Origin of the sequence: Pseudomonas sp. NFACC24-1 (assembly GCF_900115235.1) — a bacterium.
Taxonomy (GTDB): Bacteria; Pseudomonadota; Gammaproteobacteria; order Pseudomonadales; family Pseudomonadaceae; genus Aquipseudomonas; species Aquipseudomonas fluorescens_AA.
The window spans coordinates 195,156-216,674 of the sequence record NZ_FOVS01000005.1 but is presented as its reverse complement, the minus strand read 5'-3'; the positions used below and the strand labels follow the sequence as shown (position 1 = coordinate 216,674).

The following is a 21,519-nucleotide window of genomic DNA, read 5'->3' as shown; positions in this document are numbered from 1 at the left end:
TCGGATCCCGTGGCTGCTCCCATCTGTAACACCACAGGCCAACGTAGCACCCTGCCCCTGTATGCCACCGCCCGCCGGAAAAGCCTCTAGGTCAGTCCTCCCACACAATCACTGCGACTCAACTCGAAACAGGCATGCCGATTGCTTATTTAATATCGTATACGAAATCCTCAATACGATATTTCACCGCATTTATTCGACAGCGAGGCATTTATGAAAAACCCTGCATTGGCCGTAGCCCTCAGCGTTGTCCTCACCCCGCTTTTCATCGCCCCGGCCCACGCCGACAAACTCGACGACATCATCGGTTCCGGCAAACTGCGCTGCGCCGTGACCCTGGATTTCCCACCCATGGGCTTTCGCGACGAAAGCAACAAACCGGCAGGATTCGACGTGGACTATTGCCAGGACCTGGCGAAGGTCCTCGGCGTAGACGCCGAAGTGGTGGAAACGCCGTTCTCCGACCGAATCCCCGCGCTGCTGTCCGGGCGCGCCGACGTCATCGTCGCTTCCACGTCGGACACCTTGGAGCGAGCCAAGACCGTCGGCCTGACCGTGCCCTACTTCGCCTTCCAGATGGTGGTGCTGACCCGCGACAACACCGGCATCAACAGCTACGCCGACCTCAAGGGCAAAGCCTTGGGCAACACCAGTAGCACCTACGAAGCCATCGCCCTGGAGAAGGACCAGAAGAGCTGGGGCAGCGGCAGCTTCCGCGCCTACCAGTCGCAGAACGACACCCTGCTGGCCGTCGCCCAGGGGCACATCGATGCCACCGTGGTGACCAACACCGTGGCCGCCGCGACCATCAAGTCGGGCAAGTACAAGGGCCTGAAGATCGCCGGTGACGCGCCCTACGTCATCGACTACGTGTCCCTCGGGGCCAAGCGCAGCGAGTACGGCCTGCTCAACTACCTCAACCTGTTCGTCAACCAGCAGGTGCGCACCGGCCGCTACAAGGAGTTGTTCGTCAAATGGGTCGGCACCGACATCCCGCCGGCCAACCTGACCGTTCCCCAGGTCTACTACTGAGGATCGGCGCATGCCAAGCACGCCTGTCCGTGTGAAAGGCCGCAGCCTGGTGGAGGGTGCCGCCCAGGGCGCCCTGCTGTTCGCCGAGGTGGGGCTGAGTTTCTGGGGCGGCGTCGATCCAGCCAGTGGCGAGGTCATCGACCGGCACCATCCCTTGAGTGGCCAGCACCTGGCCGGGCGCGTATTGGCGATTCCCAGCGGACGCGGCTCCTGTACCGGCAGCAGCGTCTTGATGGAACTGATCAGCAACGGCCACGCCCCCGCAGCCCTGGTGCTGGCCGAAGCCGATGAAATCCTGACCCTGGGCGTGCTGGTGGCGCAGGTGATTTTCCAGCGTTCGCTGCCGGTGTTGTGCGTAGGACACGAGGCCTTCAATGGGCTGCGCGGCCAGGGTTTTGTCCGTCTGGAAGGCGATGTCCTGACATTGTCTGGCCGCCCCCTGGACGACGGCTGGCAGGGTTCGTACGCGGCGTCCCAGCCGCCCACGTTCTCAACCCTGGAACTGACCGAACAAGACCGGGCATTGCTCGACGGCAGCCATGGCAAAGCTGCCCAAGTGGCGATGCACATCGTGCTGCGCATGGCCGAGATCCAGGGCGCCACGCAATTGCTGGACGTGACCCAGGCCCACATCGACGGCTGCATCTACACCGGTCCCGCCAGCCTGCGCTTTGCCGAGCAACTGGTGCAATGGGGCGCGAAAGTTCGCGTGCCCACCACCCTCAATTCCATCTCCGTGGACCAGCGTCGCTGGCGCGAGCTGGGTGTCGACCCGGCGCTGGGCGAGCCGGCCAGTGCCTTGGGCGATGCCTACATGGCGATGGGCGCCCAGCTGAGTTTCACCTGCGCCCCCTATCTGCTGGACACCGCGCCAAAGGCTGGCGAGCAAATCGTCTGGGCCGAATCCAACGCGGTGGTCTATGCCAACAGCGTGTTGGGCGCGCGCACGCAAAAGTACCCGGACTTCCTCGACATCTGCATCGCCCTCTGCGGGCGGGCACCGTTGACCGGCTGCCATCTCGACGATCCGCGCAGGGCCCGGCTGATCGTCGACGTGCCGGCGCTGGGCAAAGTCGATGACAGTTTCTATCCGCTGCTGGGCTACCACATCGGGAGTCTGGCCGGCCGGCGTATTCCGCTGATACGCGGCCTGGAACGCGCCGCACCGAGCCTGGACGACCTCAAGGCCTTCGGCGCCGCGTTCGCCACCACCAGCGCCGCACCGCTGTTCCACATCGCCGGGGTGACACCGGAAGCCCTCGACCCGGCCGATGTCCTGGAGCGTGACGTCGCGTTACCACACGAAAGCGTCGATGCCGCGGGCCTGCTTGCCAGTTGGCGCGAACTCAACAGCGCCCGCGATAACTGGGTGGACGTGGTGTCCCTGGGCAATCCGCATTTCTCCCTCAGTGAATTCGCCGCCCTCGCGACCTTGTGCGCGGGCCGGGTCAAGCATCCCTATGTGGTGCTGGCAATCACCTGCGGCCGGGCGGTGCTGGAGCAGGCCCGCAAAGCCGGGTATCTGACCGCCATCGAGGCCTTCGGCGCGGTGCTGGTGACCGACACCTGTTGGTGCATGTTGGGTGAGCCGGTGATCCCGCCCCACGCCACCACCCTGATGACCAACTCCGGTAAATACGCCCACTACGCACCCGGCCTGGTCGGTCGCGGGGTGCACTTTGCCGCCCTCGCCGATTGCGTCGAGGCCGCATGCACCGCCGCGACTCGCGGCCAGCCGCCGACGTGGCTGCAACCCACCCGCACCGGGAGCCAGCCCCATGTTTGACTACAGCTTCCAATGGCGCCCAGCCTTGCGCGCCCTGCCCGACATGCTCGCCGGGGCCTGGGTGACCTTCGAGACCGCTGCGCTGTCGATGATTTTCGGCGTGCTGATCGCCCTGGTGCTGACGGTGATGCGCCAGGCCCCGAATCGCTTGCTGCGAGGCGTGGGCAATGGCTGGGTGTCCATCGCCCGCAATACGCCCTCGCTGTTCCAGATCTACATCCTCTACTTCGGCCTTGGCTCCCTCGGGCTGCACGTCAGTTCCTGGCTGGCCTTGCTGGCCGGGATCACCTTCAACAACGCCGGCTACCTGGCGGAAAACTTTCGCGGCGGTCTCAAGGCCGTGCCCGGTACGCAAATGCGCGCCGCCCGTTCGTTGGGGATGAGTGCCTTCCAGGCCTACCGGATGATCATCGTCCCGCAACTGTTGCGCATCGTCTTCTACCCGCTGACCAACCAGATGGTCTGGGCGGTGCTGATGACGTCCCTGGGGGTGGTGGTCGGCCTGAACAACGACCTCACCGGTGTCACCCAGGAATACAACGTCAAGACCTTCCGCACTTTCGAATACTTCGCCCTCGCGGCGGTGCTGTATTACCTGATCGCCAAGCTGATCGTCGGGTTGGCCCGGCTGTTGTCCTGGCGCTTGTTTCGTTACTGAGGAGGGTGGGTCATGTTTTCTACAAGCCTCAGCGTCAACGACCTGCTGTATTTGCTCGAGGGGGCCTGGGTCACGCTGCAGCTGACCGTGTGGTCGATCCTGCTGGGCACTCTCGCTGGGTTGCTGTTCGGCCTGTTGCGGGCGCTCTTGCCGCGGGCCAGCCTGCCGCTGGCCTGGCTGCTGGACGTGTTTCGCAGTGTGCCGCTGCTGATCCAGTTCGTGCTGTTCAACTCCCTCAAGAGCATCGCCGGCCTGAACCTCAGTGCCTTTGCCGTCGGCTGCATCGTGCTCGGGATCTACGCCGCGGCGTACTTCACCGAGATCGTCCGCGGTGGCGTGCTGGCGGTGCCGTTGAGCACCCGCCGGGCCAGCCGGTCGCTGGGCCTGAGCTATGTGCAGGACCTGCGCTTCATCGTCCTGCCGATTGCCACGCGGGTGGCCTTTCCCGGCTGGCTGAACCTGGTGCTGGGCGTCATGAAAGACACCGCGCTGGTGATGTGGATCGGCATCGTCGAATTGCTGCGGGCGTCGCAAACCATCGTCACGCGCATTCAGGAACCCCTGCTGGTGCTGTGCATCGCGGGCCTCATTTACTACGTCATGAGCCTGGTGGTCGCCCGCCTCGGCGCACGCCTGGAAAGAAGGTGGCAGGAAAATGATTGAGATCGAAAACGTGCATAAAGCCTTCGGCGCCCTGGAAGTGGTCAAGGGTGTGAGCCTGACGGTGGATAAGGGCGAAGTGGTGTCGATCATCGGCGGTTCCGGCTCTGGCAAGTCGACCCTGCTGATGTGCATCAACGGCCTTGAGCCCATCCAGAAAGGCAGCATCCGCGTGGACGGCATCGAGGTCCATGACCGGGCCACTGATCTCAATCGTTTGCGGCAGAAGATCGGCATCGTCTTCCAGCAATGGAACGCCTTCCCTCACCTGACCGTACTGGAAAACGTGATGCTGGCGCCGCGCAAGGTGCTGGGCAAGAGCAAGCAGGACGCCGAGGCGCTGGCGGTGAAGCAGCTTGAACATGTGGGCCTGGGGGACAAGCTCAAGGCCTTCCCCGGCAAGCTTTCCGGCGGCCAGCAACAACGCATGGCCATCGCCCGGGCCCTGGCGATGTCGCCGGACTACATGCTCTTCGACGAAGCCACCTCGGCCCTGGATCCGCAACTGGTGGGCGAGGTGCTGGACACCATGCGCATGCTCGCCGAAGACGGCATGACCATGGTGCTGGTGACCCACGAGATCCGCTTCGCCCGGGACGTGTCCGACCGCGTGGCGTTCTTTTGCAATGGACGGGTCCATGAAATCGGCCCGCCGGACCAGGTGATCGGCAACCCGGTGCAGCCGGAGACGGCGGCGTTTCTCAAGTCGGTGAAATAGCGGATGGCCCTATCGCGAGCAAGCTCGCTCCCACAGGGGAACGCATTTCAATGTGGGAGCGAGCTTGCTCGCGATGAGGCCCGACCAGACAACAAAGGATTTGATCCATGCGCTCATCAAAAATCATCCATGTAGTCAGTTGCCACGCCGAAGGCGAAGTCGGCGATGTGATTGTCGGCGGTGTCGCGCCACCACCCGGTGCCACGGTGTGGGAGCAGTCACGCTGGATCGCCCAGGACCAGACCCTGCGCAACTTCGTCCTCAACGAACCCCGTGGCGGTGTGTTCCGTCACGTCAACCTGCTGGTGCCGGCCAAGGACCCACGGGCGCAAATGGCCTGGATCATCATGGAACCAGCCGACACCCCGCCGATGTCCGGCTCCAACTCACTGTGCGTCGCCACCGTGTTGCTGGACAGCGGCATCCTGCCGATGACCGAGCCCCAGACCCGCCTGGTACTGGAAGCGCCCGGCGGCCTGATCGAGGCGGTGGCCGACTGCCGCGACGGCAAGGTGCAACGGGTCGAGATCAAGAACGTGCCCTCCTTCGCCGACCGCCTCGATGCCTGGATCGAAGTCGAAGGCCTGGGCTCCCTGCAGGTGGACACCGCTTATGGCGGCGACAGCTTTGTCATCGTCGACGCCCAACGCCTGGGCTTTGCCATTCGCCCCGAGGAAGCCGCCGAGCTGGTGGCCGTGGGCTTGAAGATCACCCGCGCCGCCAACGAACAACTGGGCTTCGTGCACCCGTTGAATCCTGATTGGTCGCACATCTCGTTCTGCCAGATCGCCGCGCCCATCGTCCAGGAGAATGGCATTGCCACCGGCGCCAACGCCGTGGTGATCCAGCCTGGCAAGATCGACCGTTCCCCCACCGGCACCGGTTGCTCGGCACGCATGGCGGTGTTGCACGCCAAGGGCTTGATGCAGGTGGGCGAGCGGTTTATCGGCCGCTCGATCATCGGCTCCGAATTCCACTGCCGCATCGACTCACTGACCGACGTGGCCGGACGCCCGGCGATTTATCCGTGTATCGCCGGACGGGCGTGGATCACCGGAACCCATCAGCTGTTGCTCGACCCGGCCGATCCGTGGCCCCAGGGCTATCGGCTTTCAGACACCTGGCCTGGCGCATGATCTTTCAACTTGCACACACCCCTGTGGCGAGGGGATTTATCCCCGTTGGGCTGCGAAGCAGCCCCCTGGTTCCTACTGATACACCGAGTCGCCAGATTTCAGGACCGCTTCGCGGCCCAACGGGGCGGTGCGACGTTTCGCTAAATCCCCTCGCCACACACTATTAACCACCGGAGACAACCATGAGCAAACGCATCAACTGGAGCGGCGTTTTCCCCGCCGTCACCACGCAATTCAACGACGACTTTTCCATCAACCTGGAAAAAACCCACCAAGTGATTTCCAACGTCATTCGCGATGGCGTTTCCGGCCTGGTGGTCTGCGGCTCGGTGGGGGAAAACACGTCCCTGAGCGCCGAGGAAAAAATCGCCGTGACCGAAGTCGCGGTGGACGCCTCCCGTGGCCGCGTGCCGGTGATCTGCGGCGTGGCCGAGTTCACCAGCGTGCAGGCCGCCAAGGTCGCCAACGCAGTGCGCAAGGTGGGCGTCGACGGGGTGATGCTGATGCCGGCGCTGGTCTATGGCTCCAAGCCCTTCGAGACCGCCGAGCATTTCCGCTACGTGGCCCGCCACGCCGATGTGCCGCTGATGGTCTACAACAACCCGCCGATCTACAAGAATGACGTGACCCCCGACATCCTGATTTCCCTGGCCGATTGCGACAACGTGGTGTGCTTCAAGGATTCCTCCGGCGATACCCGGCGCTTCATCGACGTGCGCAACGAAGTCGGCGATCGCTTTGTATTGTTCGCCGGCCTCGATGACGTGGTGCTGGAAAGCCTTGCCGTGGGCGCCGAAGGTTGGGTCTCGGGCATGTCCAACGTGTTCCCGAAGGAAGGCGAAACCATTTTCCGCCTGGCCCGCGCCGGACGCTTTGCCGAGGCGATGCCAATCTATGAATGGTTGATGCCGATCCTGCACCTGGACGCCCGCGCCGACCTGGTGCAATGCATCAAGCTGTGCGAAGCCATCGCCGGCCGCGGCAGCGCCCTCACCCGCCCACCGCGCCTGGCCTTGCCAGAGGAAGACCGAGTGTATGTGGAGCAGATCATGGCCAAGGCCATGGCCAATCGGCCGGCGTTGCCGGATGTGGGGCTTTAAGACCTCCCCCAAGAAAGTAAGGAGGCCTGTGTGGGAGCGGGCTTGCTCGCGAAAGCGGTCTGTCTGGTAGGACTATGCTGTATGTGCCGCCGTCTTCGCGAGCAAGCCCGCTCCCACAGGATTTGTGGCGGCCATGACAGGGAGGCTTCCCATGAACTATTTCCTGGCCCAGGCCCTGAACAACCAATGGGCCAATCACAGGCTGCTCAACACCTGCGCGCAACTGAGCGAGGCCGAATATGTGGCCCAGCGCACGGGGTTCTTTCCGTCCATCCAAGCCACGCTTTGCCACATCCTGGAAGTGGACCGTTACTACCTCACCGCCCTTGAAGGTGATCGTGACGGCCAGATAAAGGATTTCTCCGAGATCCTGCCCTTTGCCCAGCTCATGCAGAGCCAGACTCAAACCGACCAGCGGCTTGTGGCCTTCTGCGAATCACTGCGAGAAAAAGACCTCGCCCGCTCCGTCGACCTGGTGCGTGCCGACGGTGTGGTGCTCGAACGAATCGACCGACTGCTGTTGCACCTGTTCGAACATCAGATCCATCACCGCGGCCAGGTGCATTCGATGCTCAGCGGCACGGATGTCAAGCCACCGCAGCTCGATGAGTTTTTCCTCGACTGCGACCGTAGGTTTCGGCAGCAAGAAGAACAAACACTGCAACTCAACGAAGCAACTGTCTGGCGAGACTATCGGCCCGACTGAAGCGCTACGCCGAAAAAAAAGCGACGGCCGCTGCCGGCCATCGCCAAATCGCCCACCCGGGCGCTCTCAGATCCGTGCGGGAGACACGATGATCTTCACGTTGTGCTCCTTGTTGTTCACCAGTTCCTCGAAGCCCTGCCCGACGATCTCCTCCAACTGGATGCGCCCGGTCACCAGCGGCGAGATGTCCAGGCGGCCGTCGGCGATGAAGGCAATCACATCGGCGAACTCACCGTTGTAAGCCAGCGCGCCGAGCACTTGTTTCTCGGTGGAGACCAGTTCAAAGAAGTTGAACTCGCTCGGTTCCTCGAAAATGCCTACCAACACGCATTTGCCGGCCTTGCGGATCAGGTCGATGGCCAGCTTGGCGGTGTGCTTGTTGCCAATGCATTCGAAACTGACATCGGCCCCCAGGCCGGCGGTCAGGCGGCGGACTTCGGCCAGGGCGTCGCACTCGTTCGGATCGATCACATGGCTGGCGCCGACTTCCAGGGCCTTGGCCTTGCGGGCACCGGACATTTCCAGGGCAATCACCTGGGCCGCGCCGGCCGCCCTGGCGCACATGATGGTGCACAGCCCAATGGTCCCGGCGCCGACCACCACCACGTTCTGACCCAGCAGGCTGCCGGCCTTTTTCACCGCATGCATGCCCACCGCCAACGGCTCGATCAACGCACCGGCCTCGGTCGGAAAGTCGGCAGGCAGTTTGTAGAGCAGGTTCGCCGGCACGTTGACCAACTCCGCGAACGCACCGTTGTTCATCAGCCCGGTGAAGGCCAGGTTCTCGCAGATGTTGTAGAGCCCGTGGGTACAGTAATAGCAAGTGCCGCAGTGCTGGCAGGCATCGGCCGCCACCGGTTCGCCGACGCTGAAACCCTCGACGCCGGCGCCCAGTTCGACGATTTCGCCGCAGAACTCATGACCGAGGATGCACTGACCCTTGATCCCGGTCAGCGGGTGCGGCGCGTCCACCGGGATGAACACCGGCCCGGCCACGTATTCATGCAGGTCCGAGCCGCAGATGCCGCACCATTGCACACGGATCTGCACCCAACCGGCGGGCGGCGAAACCGGCAGTGGCACGTCTTCGACGCGAATGTCGTTGCGGCCATGCCAGACGGCGGCGCGCATGCTGCGGGTCGGCTTGATTGAAACGTTCATAGTTGCCTCCAGAGGATTTTATGGGGCGGCGATTCATCGCCGCCCGCTGGGTCAGTGCTGTGCGATGAACTCGATAATCGATCGATTGACCTGCTCGGCCGCTTCCATCTGCACCATGTGGCCCTGGCCGGGGAGCACTTCTACCTGGGCATCCAGCCCTTCGCTGTGGGCCGCCGGGATGATTGCGTCGTCGCTGCCCCAGATCACCAGGGTCGGTACGTGACCGGCCTGTACCACATCGCGCAGGTCCATCTGCTGGTGGCCGTCGGCGAACAGCGTCGCCGACAGTTGCCGCAGCGCGGCGTCCACGCCTTCCAGGCGCTTGTACTTAAGCATGTCGTCGAGCATCTGCCGCGTGACCAGCTCGGCATTGGAGAACAGTTGCACCAGTGGCGGCTTGAGGGCGTTGCGGTTGGCCGCTTCGACGAAACCTTGCAGGTAGCCGCCGTTGATCTGCGCGCCCAGCCCGGCGCTGCCGATCAAGGTCAGCGACCGTACGCGCTGAGGCATCAGACGCGCGGCATTCAGCGCCACCGCCCCACCCATGGAATGCCCCACCAGATGCACAGCGTTGATGTCCAGGTGATCGAGCAAGGCCAGCACCACGCCGCTCAGCTCGTCCAGGTCGCCGCGTTGCAGGGTTTTCGAAGATTCGCCATGGCCCGGCAGGTCCAGGGCAATGACCCGTCGCCCGACGGCCAGTGCTTCATGGTTGAACAGCCAATTGTTCAGGTCGCCGCCGAAACCGTGCACCAGCACCAACGGCACGCCGCCCTCGCCGCGTTCGAAATAGCGAATCACCCGGCCGTCCAACTCGACTTTCTGCGGTGTCGGACCGCTGTCTTCATCGGCTGCGTCACCGGGCACGAAGCTGGACTGGAACTGCTCGATGACCGCGTCGATCTCGGCGTCGCTGGCCTCGCCGTCGACGACGATACCGAGCAAGGCGCCGACCGCCAGGGTTTCGTCCTGGCGGGCAACCTGCCGGCGCAGGATTCCGGAGAACGGCGCCTCGACGCTGCTGGAGATCTTGTCCGTCTCGACATCCATCACTTCATCGCCCTTGGCGATGGCCTGGCCCTCCTCCTTGAGCCAGGCATCGACCCGGCCCTCGGTCATCGACAGGCCCCACTTGGGCATGGTCAAGGTATGAATCTGGCTCATCAGCGCTTGCTCCACTCGATCACGTTGAGCACGGCTTGCTCGATCTTCGCCGCGTCAGGGATGTACAGGTCTTCCAGGGCATCGGAGAACGGCACCGGCGTGTGCGGCGCGGTGACCATTTCGATCGGGGCCTTGAGCGCGCCGAAGGCTTTTTGCGCCACCAGCGCGGAAATATCGGTGGCCATGGAACAGCGCGGGTTGGCCTCGTCGATCACCACCAGGCGCCCGGTCTTCTCCACGCTTTCGAGGATGCTGTCCTCGTCCATCGGGCTGGTGGTCCGCAGGTCGATGACTTCGCAGTCGATACCGCGCCCGGCCAGGCTGCGCGCGGCGTCCATCGCGGTGTTGACCATGCGTCCGTAGGACACCAGGGTCACGTCCTTGCCGTCGCGCAGGAAGTTGGCCTCGCCAAAGGGGATGGTGTAGAGCTCTTCCGGCACTTCACCCTGCATGCTGTAGAGCAACTTGTGCTCGCAGAAGATCACCGGGTCGTTGTCGCGGATCGCCTGGATCAGCAGGCCCTTGGCGTCGTAGGGCGATGACGGGCAGACCACTTTCAGCCCCGGAATGTGCGTCCACAAGGACGTGAGCATCTGCGAATGCTGGGCGGCGGCGCGCAGGCCGGCGCCGACCATGGTGCGGATCACCAGGGGCGTGGAAGCCTTGCCGCCGAACATGTAGCGAAACTTCGCCGCCTGGTTGAGGATCTGGTCCAGGCAGCACCCGGCAAAGTCGACGAACATCAGTTCGCACACCGGGCGTACGCCGCAGGTGGCAGCCCCGACTGCCGCGCCGACGTAACCGATTTCCGAGAGCGGCGTGTCCAGCACGCGCCCGGGGAACTGGTCGTAAAGGCCCTTGGTCACCCCAAGTACACCGCCCCAGGCGTCATTTTCACCGGGGGCGCCAGCGCCACCGGCCACGTCCTCACCCATGATGAACACGCTTGAGTCCCGGCGCATCTCTTGGGCCAGCGCTTCGTTGATTGCCTGCTGATAGCTGATTTTTCTCGCCATGATGGAGTTCTCTATTCTTGTTGTTCGGAGGGCGTTCAGGGGTAGCTGACGTAGACGTCGGTCAGCAGGTCCGCCGCGGAGGGCTTGGGATCGGACTTGGCCTTGTACACGGCGTTTTCAATCAGCAGGTCCACTTCCTTATCGATCTGGTCCAGTTGCTCGACGGTGAGCAAGCCGGCCCGGGTGGTGCGCTCGCGGAACTGCGTCAGGCAGTCCTGGTTTTCACGGAAGTGCTTGACCTCGTCGGGGGCCCGGTAGGTCTGGGCGTCGCCCTCGAAGTGGCCGTAGTAGCGGGTCAGCTTGACCTCGATCAGCGACGGTCCCTCCCCGGCACGGGCGCGTTCGACGGCGGCCCCGGCGGCTTCATGCACGGCAAAGAAGTCGAAGCCGTCGACGGTCACGCCGGGCATGCCGAACCCGGCCGCGCGGTCGGCGATGTGATCGCAGGCCACCGACCAATTGGACGCGGTGGCTTCGGCGTAGCCGTTGTTTTCCGCGACGAACAGGCACGGCAGGTTCCACACCGAGGCCATGTTCATGGCTTCGAACACCGCGCCCTCGTTGGAGCCGCCATCGCCGAAAAACACCACGGCGACGCTGTCGGTGCCCTTGAGCCGGGCCGCCAAAGCCGCGCCGACCACCAGGGGCGCGCCGGCGCCGACAATGCCATTGGCGCCGAGCATGCCTTTCTCGAAGTCGGCGATGTGCATCGAGCCGCCCTTGCCTTGGCAGACGCCGGTTTTCTTGCCGTAGATCTCGGCCATCATCCCGTAGACGTCCACGCCCTTGGCGATGCAATGGCCATGGCCACGGTGGTTGGAGGCAATGCAATCGTCATCGCCCAGGTGGGCCATGACGCCTGCGGCCGAGGCTTCTTCGCCGGCATACAGGTGGACGAACCCGGGGATCTCGCCGGTGGCGAACTCCACGTGCAGGCGCTCTTCAAAGGCGCGGATGGTGCGCATCACCTGATAGGCGTGCAGCAGTTGATCGTGGGTGAGCGGTGTCGACATTTTTATTCTCCAGGGGTGTCTTGAAGGTTCAGGGGGTGTTGCGGGTGTTCGCGGCCGATGGCCAGCAAACGTTGTTGCGCGGCGTAGGCCAGCACCGCGTTGACGTCGATGCTCAGTGGACCGCCGGCATCGAGGGTGACCGTGGGCCGGTCATGCACGTTGAATTCGATTTCCCGCTCGCCGTCCAGGGCCAGGGTGCCGCTGGAGAGCGACAGGCCATGGGCGACACCGGGTTCCAGGGGGCCGGCGGCGAGCACGCCACAGCCCTGCAACAGGCCCGGCGCAAGCGGCACCAGCAGCGCTTCGGGGGATTGCGGGTCCAGGCGCATCCAGGCACCACCCGGTGCCTGGCGTGACACCGGCAACCACAAGCCGCATAGCGCCGACAGGCCGATGGACTGCGGTTCGGCGAAGGTCACGAACACTTCGACCAGGTCCTGTGCCCGACTGATGGCCCGGGCGCCGACAAACCGCAGGGGCGACACGGCGACGTCCACCAAGGCGACTTCCCGCAGGCCACGTCCGGCGTCGCAAACCAGTAAACGCTTGTTGCGGCGCAAACCGATCTGCTCCGGGACCCGGCCGCTGGCATACAACCCACCGGCCAGCCCGGCACTGGTGGCCTCGCGCAGTTCGGGAAAGGCATTGTTGGTGCCGGTGGACAGGGTCAGCAACGGGATGTCCCCCACTTCGGCGGCCACCGCCTTGTGGGTGCCGTCGCCACCGAGCACGGCGATCAGCGCCACCTCGCGCTCGGCCATCAGGCGCGCGGCCTGGCGGGTGTCTTCGACGGTCTGGCGCAGGGTCAGGTCGAGGAACTCCAGGGCCGGCCAGTGGCTGCTGCGGGCCTGGCGGCTGTGGCTGTTCTTCAGCACAGCGGCGGCCATGCCAATCATGTCGGTGGGCATCAACACCTGCTCGATGCCGGTGGCACCGAAAGCGGCCAACAGGCGCTGGATCACCGAGACCTTGTCGGTGCTGGAAAACAGCCCGGCATTGGCGGTCAGGCGCCGCACGTCGCGGCCCGATGCGGGGTTGGCGATGATGCCCACGGTCAGTGGCCGGCGGCTCATGGTGCCACCGTGGGAAGATCAGGCGAACGGCCTGGACAGGAGAACATAGACACCTCGTTGTTATTATTGGATGGCCCGACGGGCGGGCTCCAGGGGTAGAGCAAGGGCGGTGCCAGTTACCGGAAAAACCCAGGAGACAGCCGGACCAGAGCGTTCCAGGCGTGATGTTCGATAAGGCCAGGCGAGCCCCGCTGAGACGCTCCATGTCAGCCTGCACGAGGTGGCGGCGAGACGCTGAGACGTGGCGTCTCACACCTGCCGAACAACCCGTCGTGCTTGTCTGCACCCGGCGAACGGCGCTTAATGTGCGCACAACGACAAGAAGCTGAATCGGAGGCCCCTATGCTTTCCGCTCACTCCCGGGCGCACGTGGATTGCGTCAGCCGCGTGGTGAAAAACGCGGCGCAATTGCCTCAACTGCCTGTCCCGGACCTGATCCTCGACTCCTGGCGCCGCTCCCTGGAGCAACATCACCTGGACCCCGGTTCGCTGCAGGGCCCGCGCATCCTGTCCCAGGACGTGCTCAAGCAATGCCGCGAGCGCTCCGAGCTGTTCCTCAATATCGCCAGCGAAGAAGTGGCCCGCCTCCATGGCCGGGTACGTGATGCCGACTACTGCGTGCTCTTGACCGATGCCCAGGGCCAGACCATCGACTATCGGGTGGAAACCACGATCCGCAATGACTGCCGCAAGGCCGGGCTGTACCTGGGCACGTGTTGGTCAGAGGGTGAAGAAGGCACCTGTGGCGTGGCGGCGGTGCTCACGGGCAAAGCCCCGGTGACGGTGCACAAGCGCGACCATTTCCGCGCGGCGTTCATTGGCCTGACCTGCTCCGCCGCACCGGTCTTCGACCCCCGGGGAGAATTGCTCGGGGTGCTGGATGTCTCGGCAGTGCGCTCGCCGGATGATCGACGCTCGCAGCACCTGATCCGGCAAATGGTGGTGCAGAGCGCCCGAGAGATCGAGCAGGCGTTTTTCATGAGCAGTGCCCAGGGCTACTGGGTGCTGCGGGCCCATCGCAACGCTGGCTACGTCGACAGCCAGCCGGACTTCCTGTTCGCCTGGGACGACGACGGTTGCCTGCAAGCCCTGAACCCGGCCGCCCGCCAATACCTGCTGCAACATTACGGACAGTTGCCGCAACACATCGGCCAGGTGTTCGACCAGCAGCGGCTGCACCGGGCCCGGGACGAAAGCCTCTGCTTACTCGATCACGCTTTGCATGGCCGCTTGAGCGCACCCCGCCAGCGGGCCAATCCGCGTCCGCGGGTGGCGATGACGCCGGCCGAGATCGATTCGCGCCTGGCCGACAGCCTGCGCCTGGCGGTACGGGTCAAGGATCGCAACCTGCCAGTGCTGATCCAGGGCGAAACCGGTTCCGGCAAGGAAGTGTTCGCCCGGCAGTTGCACCAGGCCAGCCAGCGCCGTGATCGCCCTTTCGTGGCGTTGAATTGCGCCGCCATTCCCGAAAGCCTGATCGAAAGCGAATTGTTCGGCTACGTCGCCGGCGCCTTCACCGGTGCCTCGGCCAAAGGTATGCAAGGCCTGCTGCAGCAGGCCGATGGCGGCACCTTGTTCCTGGATGAGATCGGTGACATGCCGCTGGCCTTGCAGACCCGCCTGCTGCGGGTGCTGGCCGAGGGTGAAGTGGCGCCGCTGGGGGCATCTCGCCGCAAGGCCGTGGACATCCAAGTGATCTGCGCCACCCACCACGACCTGGAGACCCTGGTGACCGCTGGCGAGTTTCGTGAGGATTTGTATTTCCGCCTCGGTGGCGCGCGTTTCCAGCTACCACCGTTGCGCGAACGCAGCGACCGGCTGGCGCTGATCAATCGAATTCTTGCCGAGGAGTCAGCGCTCTGCGGGGGAACGGTGCAATTGAGCAGCGCGGCGCTGGAATGCCTGCTCGGTTATCACTGGCCGGGCAATGTCCGCCAGTTGCGCCATGTGCTGCGTTATGCCTGTGCGGTGTGCGAAGCCAGTGTGGTCCAACTCAGCCACCTGCCCGAGTCATTGCACCGCGCGGACGCCGTCGATCATGGACCGGAGCCGAGCGCCAGCCCGGAACGCCAGGCACTGCTCGATGCCCTGGTGCGCCACCGCTGGAAACCCACCGCTGCTGCCCGGGCCCTGGGCATTTCCCGGGCGACCCTGTATCGGCGGGTGCACCAGCATGGCATCGAAATGCCAGGCCGCAGCCCGGCCTAAGGGCCTATCGTCGCGCCAGTTCATGACGGACACATTGTTCGTAGTAGGTCTGCTTGACCGCAGCAGGCTTCAGACGCGAAGCGCTGTTGTAAGTCTGCTCGGTAATGCCCAGGGCGGTCATGCGCATCCAGGGCCGGGGAAACTTGCGCACCTGCAGCTTCTTGCGCGCGCCGTACAGGCTGACGCCGGAAAGCTTCGACGCCTGCGCGCCCGCCGCGACGTCCGAACCCCAGCGGCACACCGACTGCTGGTTCTGCGTCAGCGCCCTGGCCTGGGCCTCAAGCGAAACGGCGGCCAAGAGAAACGTCGCCACGACCCACATAGAAATACGCATAGGTTTGTCGCCCAACTTTCTGAAAAAAAAGAAGTTTGACCTTATGTAAATGAGCAAGGGGCCAGCACCGCTGCACCGACATGTGGCTATGTGAGCTTTTGTGGCGAGGGAGCTTGCTCCCGCCGGGCTGCGAAGCGGTCCTCTACCGTTCCCTGAGGCACCGCGTTTGATCGCGGCGGCGGTGGAAGATCGTTCCTCACGCTCCGCGTGGGAACGCCGCCAGGGACGCTCCGCGTTCCGCTTCTGAAAGGTGACGCAGAGCGTCACGGGATGCATTACCACGCAGAGCGTGGGAACGATCAATCCGCGCACCGCTTATTTCATGGGAGCTTGCTCCCTCACCACAAGTCACTGGCCTGCCTTGGCCTCCTGCAGCAGTTGCTGGATCACCTGCTCCTGCTCGCCGTAGCGCCCTTCGCCAAAGTGGCTGTAGCGCACCTGCCCCTTGGCATCGATGAAGTAATGGGCCGGCCAGTACTGATTGTTGAAGGCGCGCCAGATCGCATACTGGTTGTCGATCGCCACCGGGTAGTGGATGTCCAGTTTGCGTACCTGTTCGCGTACGTTGTCGATGATCTTCTCGTAGCCGTATTCCGGGGTGTGGACACCGATCACCACCAGCCCGTCCTTTTCATACTTCTTCGCCCAAGCGTTCACATAGGGCAAGGTGTGCTGGCAGTTGATGCAGTCGTAGGTCCAGAAGTCCACCAGCACCACCTTGCCCCTCAGTGACTCGCTGCTCAGTGGTGGCGAGTTCAGCCATTGCACCGCGCCGTCCAGTGCAGGCATGGCGCCCTGGGATTCGAGGGCCGGCATGGCGCTCGCGCCAGCCTTGCTCACCACATAGTCGATGGCCTTGGGCACACTCTCCAGCAGGCTTTTCTCCAAGGTGGTCGAGGGTTGGGAGGAAGTCGCCGCCAACAAGCGATCGTCCGCCCCGGTGCCAATCGCCACGGCCGCCAGCAACACCAGCGCCCCCGTTCCCCGGCGCAACCAGGTGGTGATCGGCAGCGAGAGTTTCAGGCGCCCGACCAGACCACGCCCGGCCAGGATCAATGTACCCAGGGACAAGGCACTGCCCAGGCCGTAGGCGAGCAACAGCAGGCTGGTTTGTGCGCTGGCGCCTTGCAGCATGGCGCCGGTCAGGATCACCCCGAGTATCGGCCCGGCGCATGGTGCCCAGAGCAGCCCGGTGGCGACCCCGATCAGTACCGAGGCCACCGGCCCGGCCATCCGCCCGGCCCCGGCGTCCAGGCGATTGCCCAGGCTGACCAGCGGCCGCGCCAGCCAGATGCCGACCCGGCTGAAGATCAATGACAAGGCGAACACCACCATCACCACCAAGGCGACTTGCCGGCCGACGCTGCTGGCGCGCACCACCCATTCGCTACTGACCACCGCCAGGCTGGAGACCAGGGCGAACGTCAGCACCATGCCGCCGAGAGTCAGCAGCACCGAGCCGCGGGAGCGGTCGGCCCGGGCGAACAGAAACGGCACCACCGGAAGAATACAGGGGCTGAGGATCGTCAGGATCCCGCCGAGAAAAGCGATCAGAAGCATGGCAACACCTCAAAATGGGCTGAAACATGAATAAGAGCCAACACCTTTGTGGCGAGGGGATTTATCCCCGCTGGGCTGCGAAGCGGCCCAAACCCTGGCAACTCGACTCATCGGGTAAATAAAGGGGGCCGCTTCGCGACCCAGCGGGGATAAATCCCCTCGCCACAGGGACCTGGCAGCCATGACTAGGGTGTTGATCTCAGTTCTGGTTGCTGCAGTTATCGGAAAACTTGCGATAGTCCAGCGCTTGCTCGTGACCTGCCGAATCCAGGTAGGTCATGTGGGCGTTGACCACGCCGCAGGTCGGCTCGGCGTCTTCGGTAAGGGAAAGCACCTTCTGGATGTCCAGGTGGGTGCCGTAGGTGTAGCTGTGGGTTTGCACGTTGCTTTCGGCCCGGGCCGACAGGGTGCAGATGTTCAGCGCGGCGAAAAGGCAGGCGGCATAGAGGGCTTTGGTGTTCATGGCGATTCCTCGATTCAATGGGGGGTTATCTGCCGAGGCCCGTTGTATTGCCTCGATGGGTGCCATTGAATGCCGCGCAGGTATCGCGTCTGTATCGAGCCAGGTGGCTTTTTGCATCGCTGTGTATCCGTCGCGCGCCAGATACACTGCAATACAAACCGCCGCGAGCCGGGCCGGCCGGCGCCTGTAGACTGCTCACAACGAAACGCCGAGGAGCTGGACACCATGGATCATGTCGATCACGTGTTGATAGTGGATGACGATCGCGAGATCAGAGAGCTGGTTGGCAACTACCTGAAAAAGAATGGCCTGCGCACCACCGTCGTCGCCGATGGCCGGCAGATGCGCGCCTTCCTGGAAACCACCCCGGTGGACCTGATCGTGCTGGACATCATGATGCCCGGCGACGACGGCCTGGTGCTGTGCCGGGAACTGCGTGCCGGCAAGCACAAAGCCACGCCGGTGCTGATGCTCACCGCGCGCAACGACGAAACCGACCGCATCATCGGCCTGGAGATGGGCGCCGATGATTACCTGGTCAAGCCGTTCGCCGCCCGTGAACTACTGGCGCGGATCAACGCCGTGCTGCGCCGCACCCGCATGCTGCCGCCCAACCTGGTGGTCACCGAAAGCGGTCGCCTGCTGGCGTTCGGGCGCTGGCGCCTGGACACCACCGCCCGCCACCTGCTGGACACCGACGGCACCATGGTCGCCTTGAGCGGCGCCGAATATCGTTTGCTGCGGGTATTTCTCGACCATCCGCAACGGGTGCTCAACCGCGACCAGTTGCTTAACCTCACCCAGGGCCGGGACGCCGACCTGTTCGATCGCTCCATCGATTTGCTGGTCAGTCGCCTGCGCCAGCGCCTGCTGGACGATGCCCGGGAGCCGGCCTATATCAAGACCGTGCGCAGCGAAGGCTACGTGTTCTCGCTGCCGGTGGAGATCCTCGAGGCCTCGGTATGAGTCTGCCGCTGCGTTGGCCAAGGACCCTGGCCTCGAGGTTGTCGCTGATCTTCCTGATCGGCCTGATCCTGGCCCAGGGCTTGTCCTTCGGTGTCCAATACTACGAGCGCTATCAGAGTGCCAAGTCGACCATGCTCGGCAACCTGGAAACCGATGTTTCGACCTCCGTCGCCATTCTCGACCGCCTGCCTGCCGCCGAACGCCCGGCCTGGCTGCCGAAACTCGCCCGGCGCAACTATGGCTACCTGCTCGACGAAGGCCAGCCCGGGCAACCGATGGATCTTGCCGACGCGCCGATCTCGGTCAGTTCGATCCAGGAGGCCATCGGCCAGGCCTATGGCCTGACCTTCAAGCAGATTCCCGGGCCGAAAATGCACTATCAGGCACTCCTGCGCCTGGGGGATGGCAGCCCGCTGACCATCGACGTACGCCCGGCGATGATGCCCCTCTCCCCCTGGCTGCCGATGGTGTTGCTGGGGCAGTTGGCGCTGTTGATCGGCTGCACCTGGCTGGCCGTGCGCATTGCCGTCGGGCCCCTGACCCGGCTGGCCCAGGCGGTGGAAACCCTCGACCCGAACGCCCACAGCGTCCGCCTGGACGAAAAGGGCCCGACCGAAGTGGTGCATGCGGCCAAGGCCTTCAATGCCATGCAGGACCGCATCGCCGCCTACCTCAAGGAGCGCATGCAGTTGCTGGCGGCGATTTCCCATGACTTGCAGACGCCCATCACGCGCATGAAGCTGCGCGCCGAGTTCATGGACGAAGGGATCGAACGGGAAAAATTGTGGAGCGACTTGAGCGAAATGGAACACTTGGTGCGTGAAGGGGTGGCCTATGCCCGCAGCATCCACGGCGCCACCGAGGCCAGTTGCCGGATCAGCCTGGATGCGTTTCTCGACAGCCTGGTGTTCGACTACCAGGACACCGGCAAGGATGTGCAGCTGTCCGGGAAAAACGCCGCCGTCATCGACACCCGCCCCCATGCCCTGCGGCGGGTGCTGGTCAACCTGGTGGACAACGCCTTGAAATTCGGCGGCGCGGCGCAGATCCAGGTGCAACCGGCCGACAACGGGCAACTGGCGATCCAGGTGCTGGACCGTGGCCCCGGGATCAGCGAGCAGGAACTGGCCGAGGTGCTCAAGCCCTTCTACCGGGTGGAAAGCTCGCGCAACCGGGAAACCGGTGGCACCGGCCTGGGCCTGGCCATCGCCCAGCAACTGGCCATCGCCATGGGCGGCTCACTGACCCTGAGCAACCGCGACGGCGGCGGCCTATGCGCCGAGCTGCGCCTGGCCTTCGCAAGCTGACACTACCAACAACCTCTGTGGGGTATTGGATTTGGAGGGGGTTTGTATGTCAGTGTGTCTGCGGATGATCGGCATACACAAACTTGCACAATGCTGAGTTGCGGACACACCCCGCCTACACCGGCTTGAAAGACTCCTCGCATCCCCGGTGACTATCACCACCGGGCCTCGACATCCAAGGAGCCTTTACATGCCTACCGCAACTGCATCTCCCCTTCGTTTCCAGGGCTGGTCGCTGTTCAGCCTGCTCGCCGCCCTGGTGCTGTTGATGACCGGGTTGATCCTGGTGCTCAACCCGGACCTCACCGAAGGCGTGCGCAGCGCCATTCGCGCCACGGCTCGTTCGTCCTTCTTGCTCTTCTTGATCGCCTTCACCGCCTCGGCATTCGCGGTGCTGGTGCCCTCGCCCCTGAGCCGGTCGCTGGTGCGTGAACGACGCTTCATCGGGCTGGCGTTTGCCTTCTCCCATCTGGTCCACGCGGTGCTGATCTACAGCTACGGCCAGCTCAACACCGAGTTCTGGCCCGGCCGCACCACCCTCGGCAACGTGCCCGGCACCGTGGGCTACGTATTCATCCTGGTGCTGGCCCTGACTTCATTCAAAAGCACCACGCGCCTGATCGGTTTCAAGGCCTGGAAGCGCCTGCATGTCACCGGTATGTGGGTGCTGGCGGCGATCTTTGCCTACTCCAATTTCAAGCGTATTCCCATGAGCGACTGGTACGTGCTGCCGTTCGGCCTGATCTGCGCCGCCACCGCCATCCGCCTGGTGGGCAAGCTGGCCCAGGCCACTCAGCGCCGCCAACGGCCGCAACACGCTTGAGCCCAGGGAGGCCGATCATGTATTCAAACGTGCTGAAAACACTGCACCTGCATCTCGATCAGGCAGGCGCCTGGCTCGCGCCGCTGGGCCTGCGCCTGTTCCTGTCCTGGGAGTTTTTCGAATCCGGCCTGGAAAAATGGAATGGCGAGAACTGGTTCGCCGAGATCCAGTCCGCCTTCCCGTTCCCCTTCGACCATGTACCGGCCCAGTGGAACTGGGAACTGGCGATGTGGGCCGAACTGATCGGCGCCATCGCCCTGTTGATCGGCTTGGGCACGCGCCTGTCGGCGCTGGTGTTGATCGTCGTCACCGTGGTGGCGACCGCTGCCGTGCACTGGCCGGCGGACTGGTCGAGCTTGAGCGAACTGGCCCAGGGTTATGCGATTACCAACAAGGGGCATGGCAACTTCAAGCTGCCGTTGATCTACCTGGTGGCGCTGCTGCCGTTGGTGCTGCAAGGGGCTGGGAAGCTGAGCGTGGATGCCGTGCTGAAGAGCGGCCTGCACCGCCGATAGTGCAATTAATGCATAACCTTGTGGGAGCGGGCTTGCTCGCGAAAGCGGAGTGTCAGCCAACTTGACTTTGACTGATACACCGCTTTCGCGAGCAAGCCCGCTCCCACAGGGGTTAGCATT

21 protein-coding genes are annotated in these 21,519 nt (G+C 63.9%); 13 read left to right on the top strand and 8 right to left on the bottom strand.

Annotation, left to right across the window (positions count from 1 at the left end):
• Positions 1-213 precede the first annotated feature (213 nt).
• The 8 genes from BM317_RS07570 (at position 214) to BM317_RS07535 (ending at position 7,796) form a co-directional block, all read left to right on the top strand.
• On the top strand, positions 214-1,032 hold the full coding sequence (locus tag BM317_RS07570) for an ABC transporter substrate-binding protein (protein ID WP_072404405.1): 819 nt from the start codon (positions 214-216) through the stop codon (positions 1,030-1,032).
• 10 nt (positions 1,033-1,042) lie between these two features.
• Complete coding sequence (locus BM317_RS07565; RefSeq protein ID WP_092473766.1) at positions 1,043-2,818, top strand: cis-3-hydroxy-L-proline dehydratase; 1,776 nt, start codon at positions 1,043-1,045, stop codon at positions 2,816-2,818.
• Positions 2,811-3,476, top strand: a complete 666-nt coding sequence (locus BM317_RS07560) for an amino acid ABC transporter permease (protein ID WP_060742046.1) — start codon at positions 2,811-2,813, stop codon at positions 3,474-3,476. Before BM317_RS07565 ends, BM317_RS07560 begins: the two co-directional genes overlap by 8 nt.
• A gap of 12 nt (positions 3,477-3,488) precedes the next feature.
• Positions 3,489-4,139, top strand: coding sequence for an amino acid ABC transporter permease (locus BM317_RS07555; protein WP_092172958.1), 651 nt, complete (start codon positions 3,489-3,491; stop codon positions 4,137-4,139).
• Entirely contained in the window at positions 4,132-4,854 is a 723-nt protein-coding gene (locus tag BM317_RS07550; RefSeq protein WP_092473764.1) for an amino acid ABC transporter ATP-binding protein, read from the top strand. Before BM317_RS07555 ends, BM317_RS07550 begins: the two co-directional genes overlap by 8 nt.
• Before the next feature lie 107 nt (positions 4,855-4,961).
• Positions 4,962-5,990, top strand: coding sequence for a trans-3-hydroxy-L-proline dehydratase (locus BM317_RS07545; protein WP_092172952.1), 1,029 nt, complete (start codon positions 4,962-4,964; stop codon positions 5,988-5,990).
• A 182-nt stretch (positions 5,991-6,172) separates the two neighbouring features.
• Complete coding sequence (locus tag BM317_RS07540; RefSeq protein WP_025213515.1) at positions 6,173-7,090, top strand: dihydrodipicolinate synthase family protein; 918 nt, start codon at positions 6,173-6,175, stop codon at positions 7,088-7,090.
• A 151-nt stretch (positions 7,091-7,241) separates the two neighbouring features.
• Entirely contained in the window at positions 7,242-7,796 is a 555-nt protein-coding gene (locus tag BM317_RS07535; protein ID WP_092172949.1) for a DinB family protein, read from the top strand.
• 66 nt (positions 7,797-7,862) lie between these two features.
• On the opposite strand, the gene BM317_RS07530 is transcribed toward BM317_RS07535, so the two are convergent.
• The 5 genes from BM317_RS07530 to BM317_RS07510 form a co-directional block, all read right to left on the bottom strand.
• The gene (locus tag BM317_RS07530; RefSeq protein WP_256326529.1) at positions 7,863-8,927 is read right to left on the bottom strand and encodes a 2,3-butanediol dehydrogenase; all 1,065 of its coding nucleotides are present in this window, start codon (positions 8,925-8,927) and stop codon (positions 7,863-7,865) included.
• Between the two features lie 81 nt (positions 8,928-9,008).
• Entirely contained in the window at positions 9,009-10,121 is a 1,113-nt protein-coding gene (locus tag BM317_RS07525) for an acetoin dehydrogenase dihydrolipoyllysine-residue acetyltransferase subunit (RefSeq protein WP_092473762.1), read from the bottom strand.
• Entirely contained in the window at positions 10,121-11,137 is a 1,017-nt protein-coding gene (locus BM317_RS07520; RefSeq protein ID WP_047228964.1) for an alpha-ketoacid dehydrogenase subunit beta, read from the bottom strand. The genes BM317_RS07525 and BM317_RS07520 overlap by 1 nt, the downstream gene beginning before the upstream one ends.
• A gap of 35 nt (positions 11,138-11,172) precedes the next feature.
• Positions 11,173-12,150, bottom strand: a complete 978-nt coding sequence (locus BM317_RS07515) for a thiamine pyrophosphate-dependent dehydrogenase E1 component subunit alpha (protein WP_092473760.1) — start codon at positions 12,148-12,150, stop codon at positions 11,173-11,175.
• 2 nt (positions 12,151-12,152) lie between these two features.
• Positions 12,153-13,223: an ATP-NAD kinase family protein gene (locus BM317_RS07510; protein ID WP_092473758.1), complete on the bottom strand. Its 1,071-nt coding sequence runs from the start codon at positions 13,221-13,223 to the stop codon at positions 12,153-12,155.
• 342 nt (positions 13,224-13,565) lie between these two features.
• On the opposite strand from BM317_RS07510, the gene BM317_RS07505 reads away from it, so the two are divergent.
• On the top strand, positions 13,566-15,431 hold the full coding sequence (locus BM317_RS07505; protein ID WP_092473756.1) for a sigma-54-dependent Fis family transcriptional regulator: 1,866 nt from the start codon (positions 13,566-13,568) through the stop codon (positions 15,429-15,431).
• Positions 15,432-15,435: 4 nt separating this feature from the next.
• Here BM317_RS07505 and BM317_RS07500 read toward each other — a convergent pair whose 3' ends face one another.
• The 3 genes from BM317_RS07500 to BM317_RS07490 all read right to left on the bottom strand — a co-directional run bounded on the left by BM317_RS07500 (position 15,436) and on the right by BM317_RS07490 (position 17,788).
• Positions 15,436-15,765, bottom strand: coding sequence for a hypothetical protein (locus BM317_RS07500; protein WP_092473754.1), 330 nt, complete (start codon positions 15,763-15,765; stop codon positions 15,436-15,438).
• Between the two features lie 348 nt (positions 15,766-16,113).
• A complete protein-coding gene (locus BM317_RS07495; RefSeq protein WP_092172925.1) occupies positions 16,114-17,325 on the bottom strand; it encodes a cytochrome c biogenesis protein DipZ in 1,212 nt (403 codons plus the stop codon).
• A 199-nt stretch (positions 17,326-17,524) separates the two neighbouring features.
• The gene (locus tag BM317_RS07490; protein ID WP_060742034.1) at positions 17,525-17,788 is read right to left on the bottom strand and encodes a DUF2790 domain-containing protein; all 264 of its coding nucleotides are present in this window, start codon (positions 17,786-17,788) and stop codon (positions 17,525-17,527) included.
• Between the two features lie 225 nt (positions 17,789-18,013).
• Here BM317_RS07490 and BM317_RS07485 point away from each other — a divergent pair, with 225 nt between their 5' ends.
• The 4 genes from BM317_RS07485 (at position 18,014) to BM317_RS07470 (ending at position 21,399) form a co-directional block, all read left to right on the top strand.
• Entirely contained in the window at positions 18,014-18,754 is a 741-nt protein-coding gene (locus BM317_RS07485; RefSeq protein WP_003202589.1) for a response regulator, read from the top strand.
• Positions 18,751-20,061: an ATP-binding protein gene (locus tag BM317_RS07480; protein ID WP_092172922.1), complete on the top strand. Its 1,311-nt coding sequence runs from the start codon at positions 18,751-18,753 to the stop codon at positions 20,059-20,061. Before BM317_RS07485 ends, BM317_RS07480 begins: the two co-directional genes overlap by 4 nt.
• A 190-nt stretch (positions 20,062-20,251) precedes the next feature.
• A complete protein-coding gene (locus BM317_RS07475; protein WP_092473752.1) occupies positions 20,252-20,884 on the top strand; it encodes a ferric reductase-like transmembrane domain-containing protein in 633 nt (210 codons plus the stop codon).
• A 17-nt stretch (positions 20,885-20,901) separates the two neighbouring features.
• The gene (locus BM317_RS07470) at positions 20,902-21,399 is read left to right on the top strand and encodes an HvfX family Cu-binding RiPP maturation protein (RefSeq protein WP_092473750.1); all 498 of its coding nucleotides are present in this window, start codon (positions 20,902-20,904) and stop codon (positions 21,397-21,399) included.
• The last annotated feature ends 120 nt before the right edge of the window (positions 21,400-21,519 follow it).

Bases quoted from the DNA above. Each gene is read 5' to 3' on its own strand.
- BM317_RS07490 (WP_060742034.1), bottom strand. From the start codon at position 17,788: ATGAACACCAAAGCCCTCTATGCCGCCTGCCTTTTCGCCGCGCTGAAC.
- BM317_RS07560 (WP_060742046.1), top strand. From the start codon at position 2,811: ATGTTTGACTACAGCTTCCAATGGCGCCCAGCCTTGCGCGCCCTGCCC.
- BM317_RS07570 (WP_072404405.1), top strand. From the start codon at position 214: ATGAAAAACCCTGCATTGGCCGTAGCCCTCAGCGTTGTCCTCACCCCG.
- BM317_RS07485 (WP_003202589.1), top strand. From the start codon at position 18,014: ATGGATCATGTCGATCACGTGTTGATAGTGGATGACGATCGCGAGATC.
- BM317_RS07555 (WP_092172958.1), top strand. From the start codon at position 3,489: ATGTTTTCTACAAGCCTCAGCGTCAACGACCTGCTGTATTTGCTCGAG.
- BM317_RS07540 (WP_025213515.1), top strand. From the start codon at position 6,173: ATGAGCAAACGCATCAACTGGAGCGGCGTTTTCCCCGCCGTCACCACG.
- BM317_RS07550 (WP_092473764.1), top strand. From the start codon at position 4,132: ATGATTGAGATCGAAAACGTGCATAAAGCCTTCGGCGCCCTGGAAGTG.
- BM317_RS07525 (WP_092473762.1), bottom strand. From the start codon at position 10,121: ATGAGCCAGATTCATACCTTGACCATGCCCAAGTGGGGCCTGTCGATG.
- BM317_RS07535 (WP_092172949.1), top strand. From the start codon at position 7,242: ATGAACTATTTCCTGGCCCAGGCCCTGAACAACCAATGGGCCAATCAC.
- BM317_RS07505 (WP_092473756.1), top strand. From the start codon at position 13,566: ATGCTTTCCGCTCACTCCCGGGCGCACGTGGATTGCGTCAGCCGCGTG.
- BM317_RS07480 (WP_092172922.1), top strand. From the start codon at position 18,751: ATGAGTCTGCCGCTGCGTTGGCCAAGGACCCTGGCCTCGAGGTTGTCG.
- BM317_RS07530 (WP_256326529.1), bottom strand. From the start codon at position 8,927: ATGCGCGCCGCCGTCTGGCATGGCCGCAACGACATTCGCGTCGAAGAC.
- BM317_RS07515 (WP_092473760.1), bottom strand. From the start codon at position 12,150: ATGTCGACACCGCTCACCCACGATCAACTGCTGCACGCCTATCAGGTG.
- BM317_RS07495 (WP_092172925.1), bottom strand. From the start codon at position 17,325: ATGCTTCTGATCGCTTTTCTCGGCGGGATCCTGACGATCCTCAGCCCC.
- BM317_RS07500 (WP_092473754.1), bottom strand. From the start codon at position 15,765: ATGCGTATTTCTATGTGGGTCGTGGCGACGTTTCTCTTGGCCGCCGTT.
- BM317_RS07470 (WP_092473750.1), top strand. From the start codon at position 20,902: ATGTATTCAAACGTGCTGAAAACACTGCACCTGCATCTCGATCAGGCA.
- BM317_RS07520 (WP_047228964.1), bottom strand. From the start codon at position 11,137: ATGGCGAGAAAAATCAGCTATCAGCAGGCAATCAACGAAGCGCTGGCC.
- BM317_RS07510 (WP_092473758.1), bottom strand. From the start codon at position 13,223: ATGAGCCGCCGGCCACTGACCGTGGGCATCATCGCCAACCCCGCATCG.
- BM317_RS07565 (WP_092473766.1), top strand. From the start codon at position 1,043: ATGCCAAGCACGCCTGTCCGTGTGAAAGGCCGCAGCCTGGTGGAGGGT.
- BM317_RS07475 (WP_092473752.1), top strand. From the start codon at position 20,252: ATGCCTACCGCAACTGCATCTCCCCTTCGTTTCCAGGGCTGGTCGCTG.
- BM317_RS07545 (WP_092172952.1), top strand. From the start codon at position 4,962: ATGCGCTCATCAAAAATCATCCATGTAGTCAGTTGCCACGCCGAAGGC.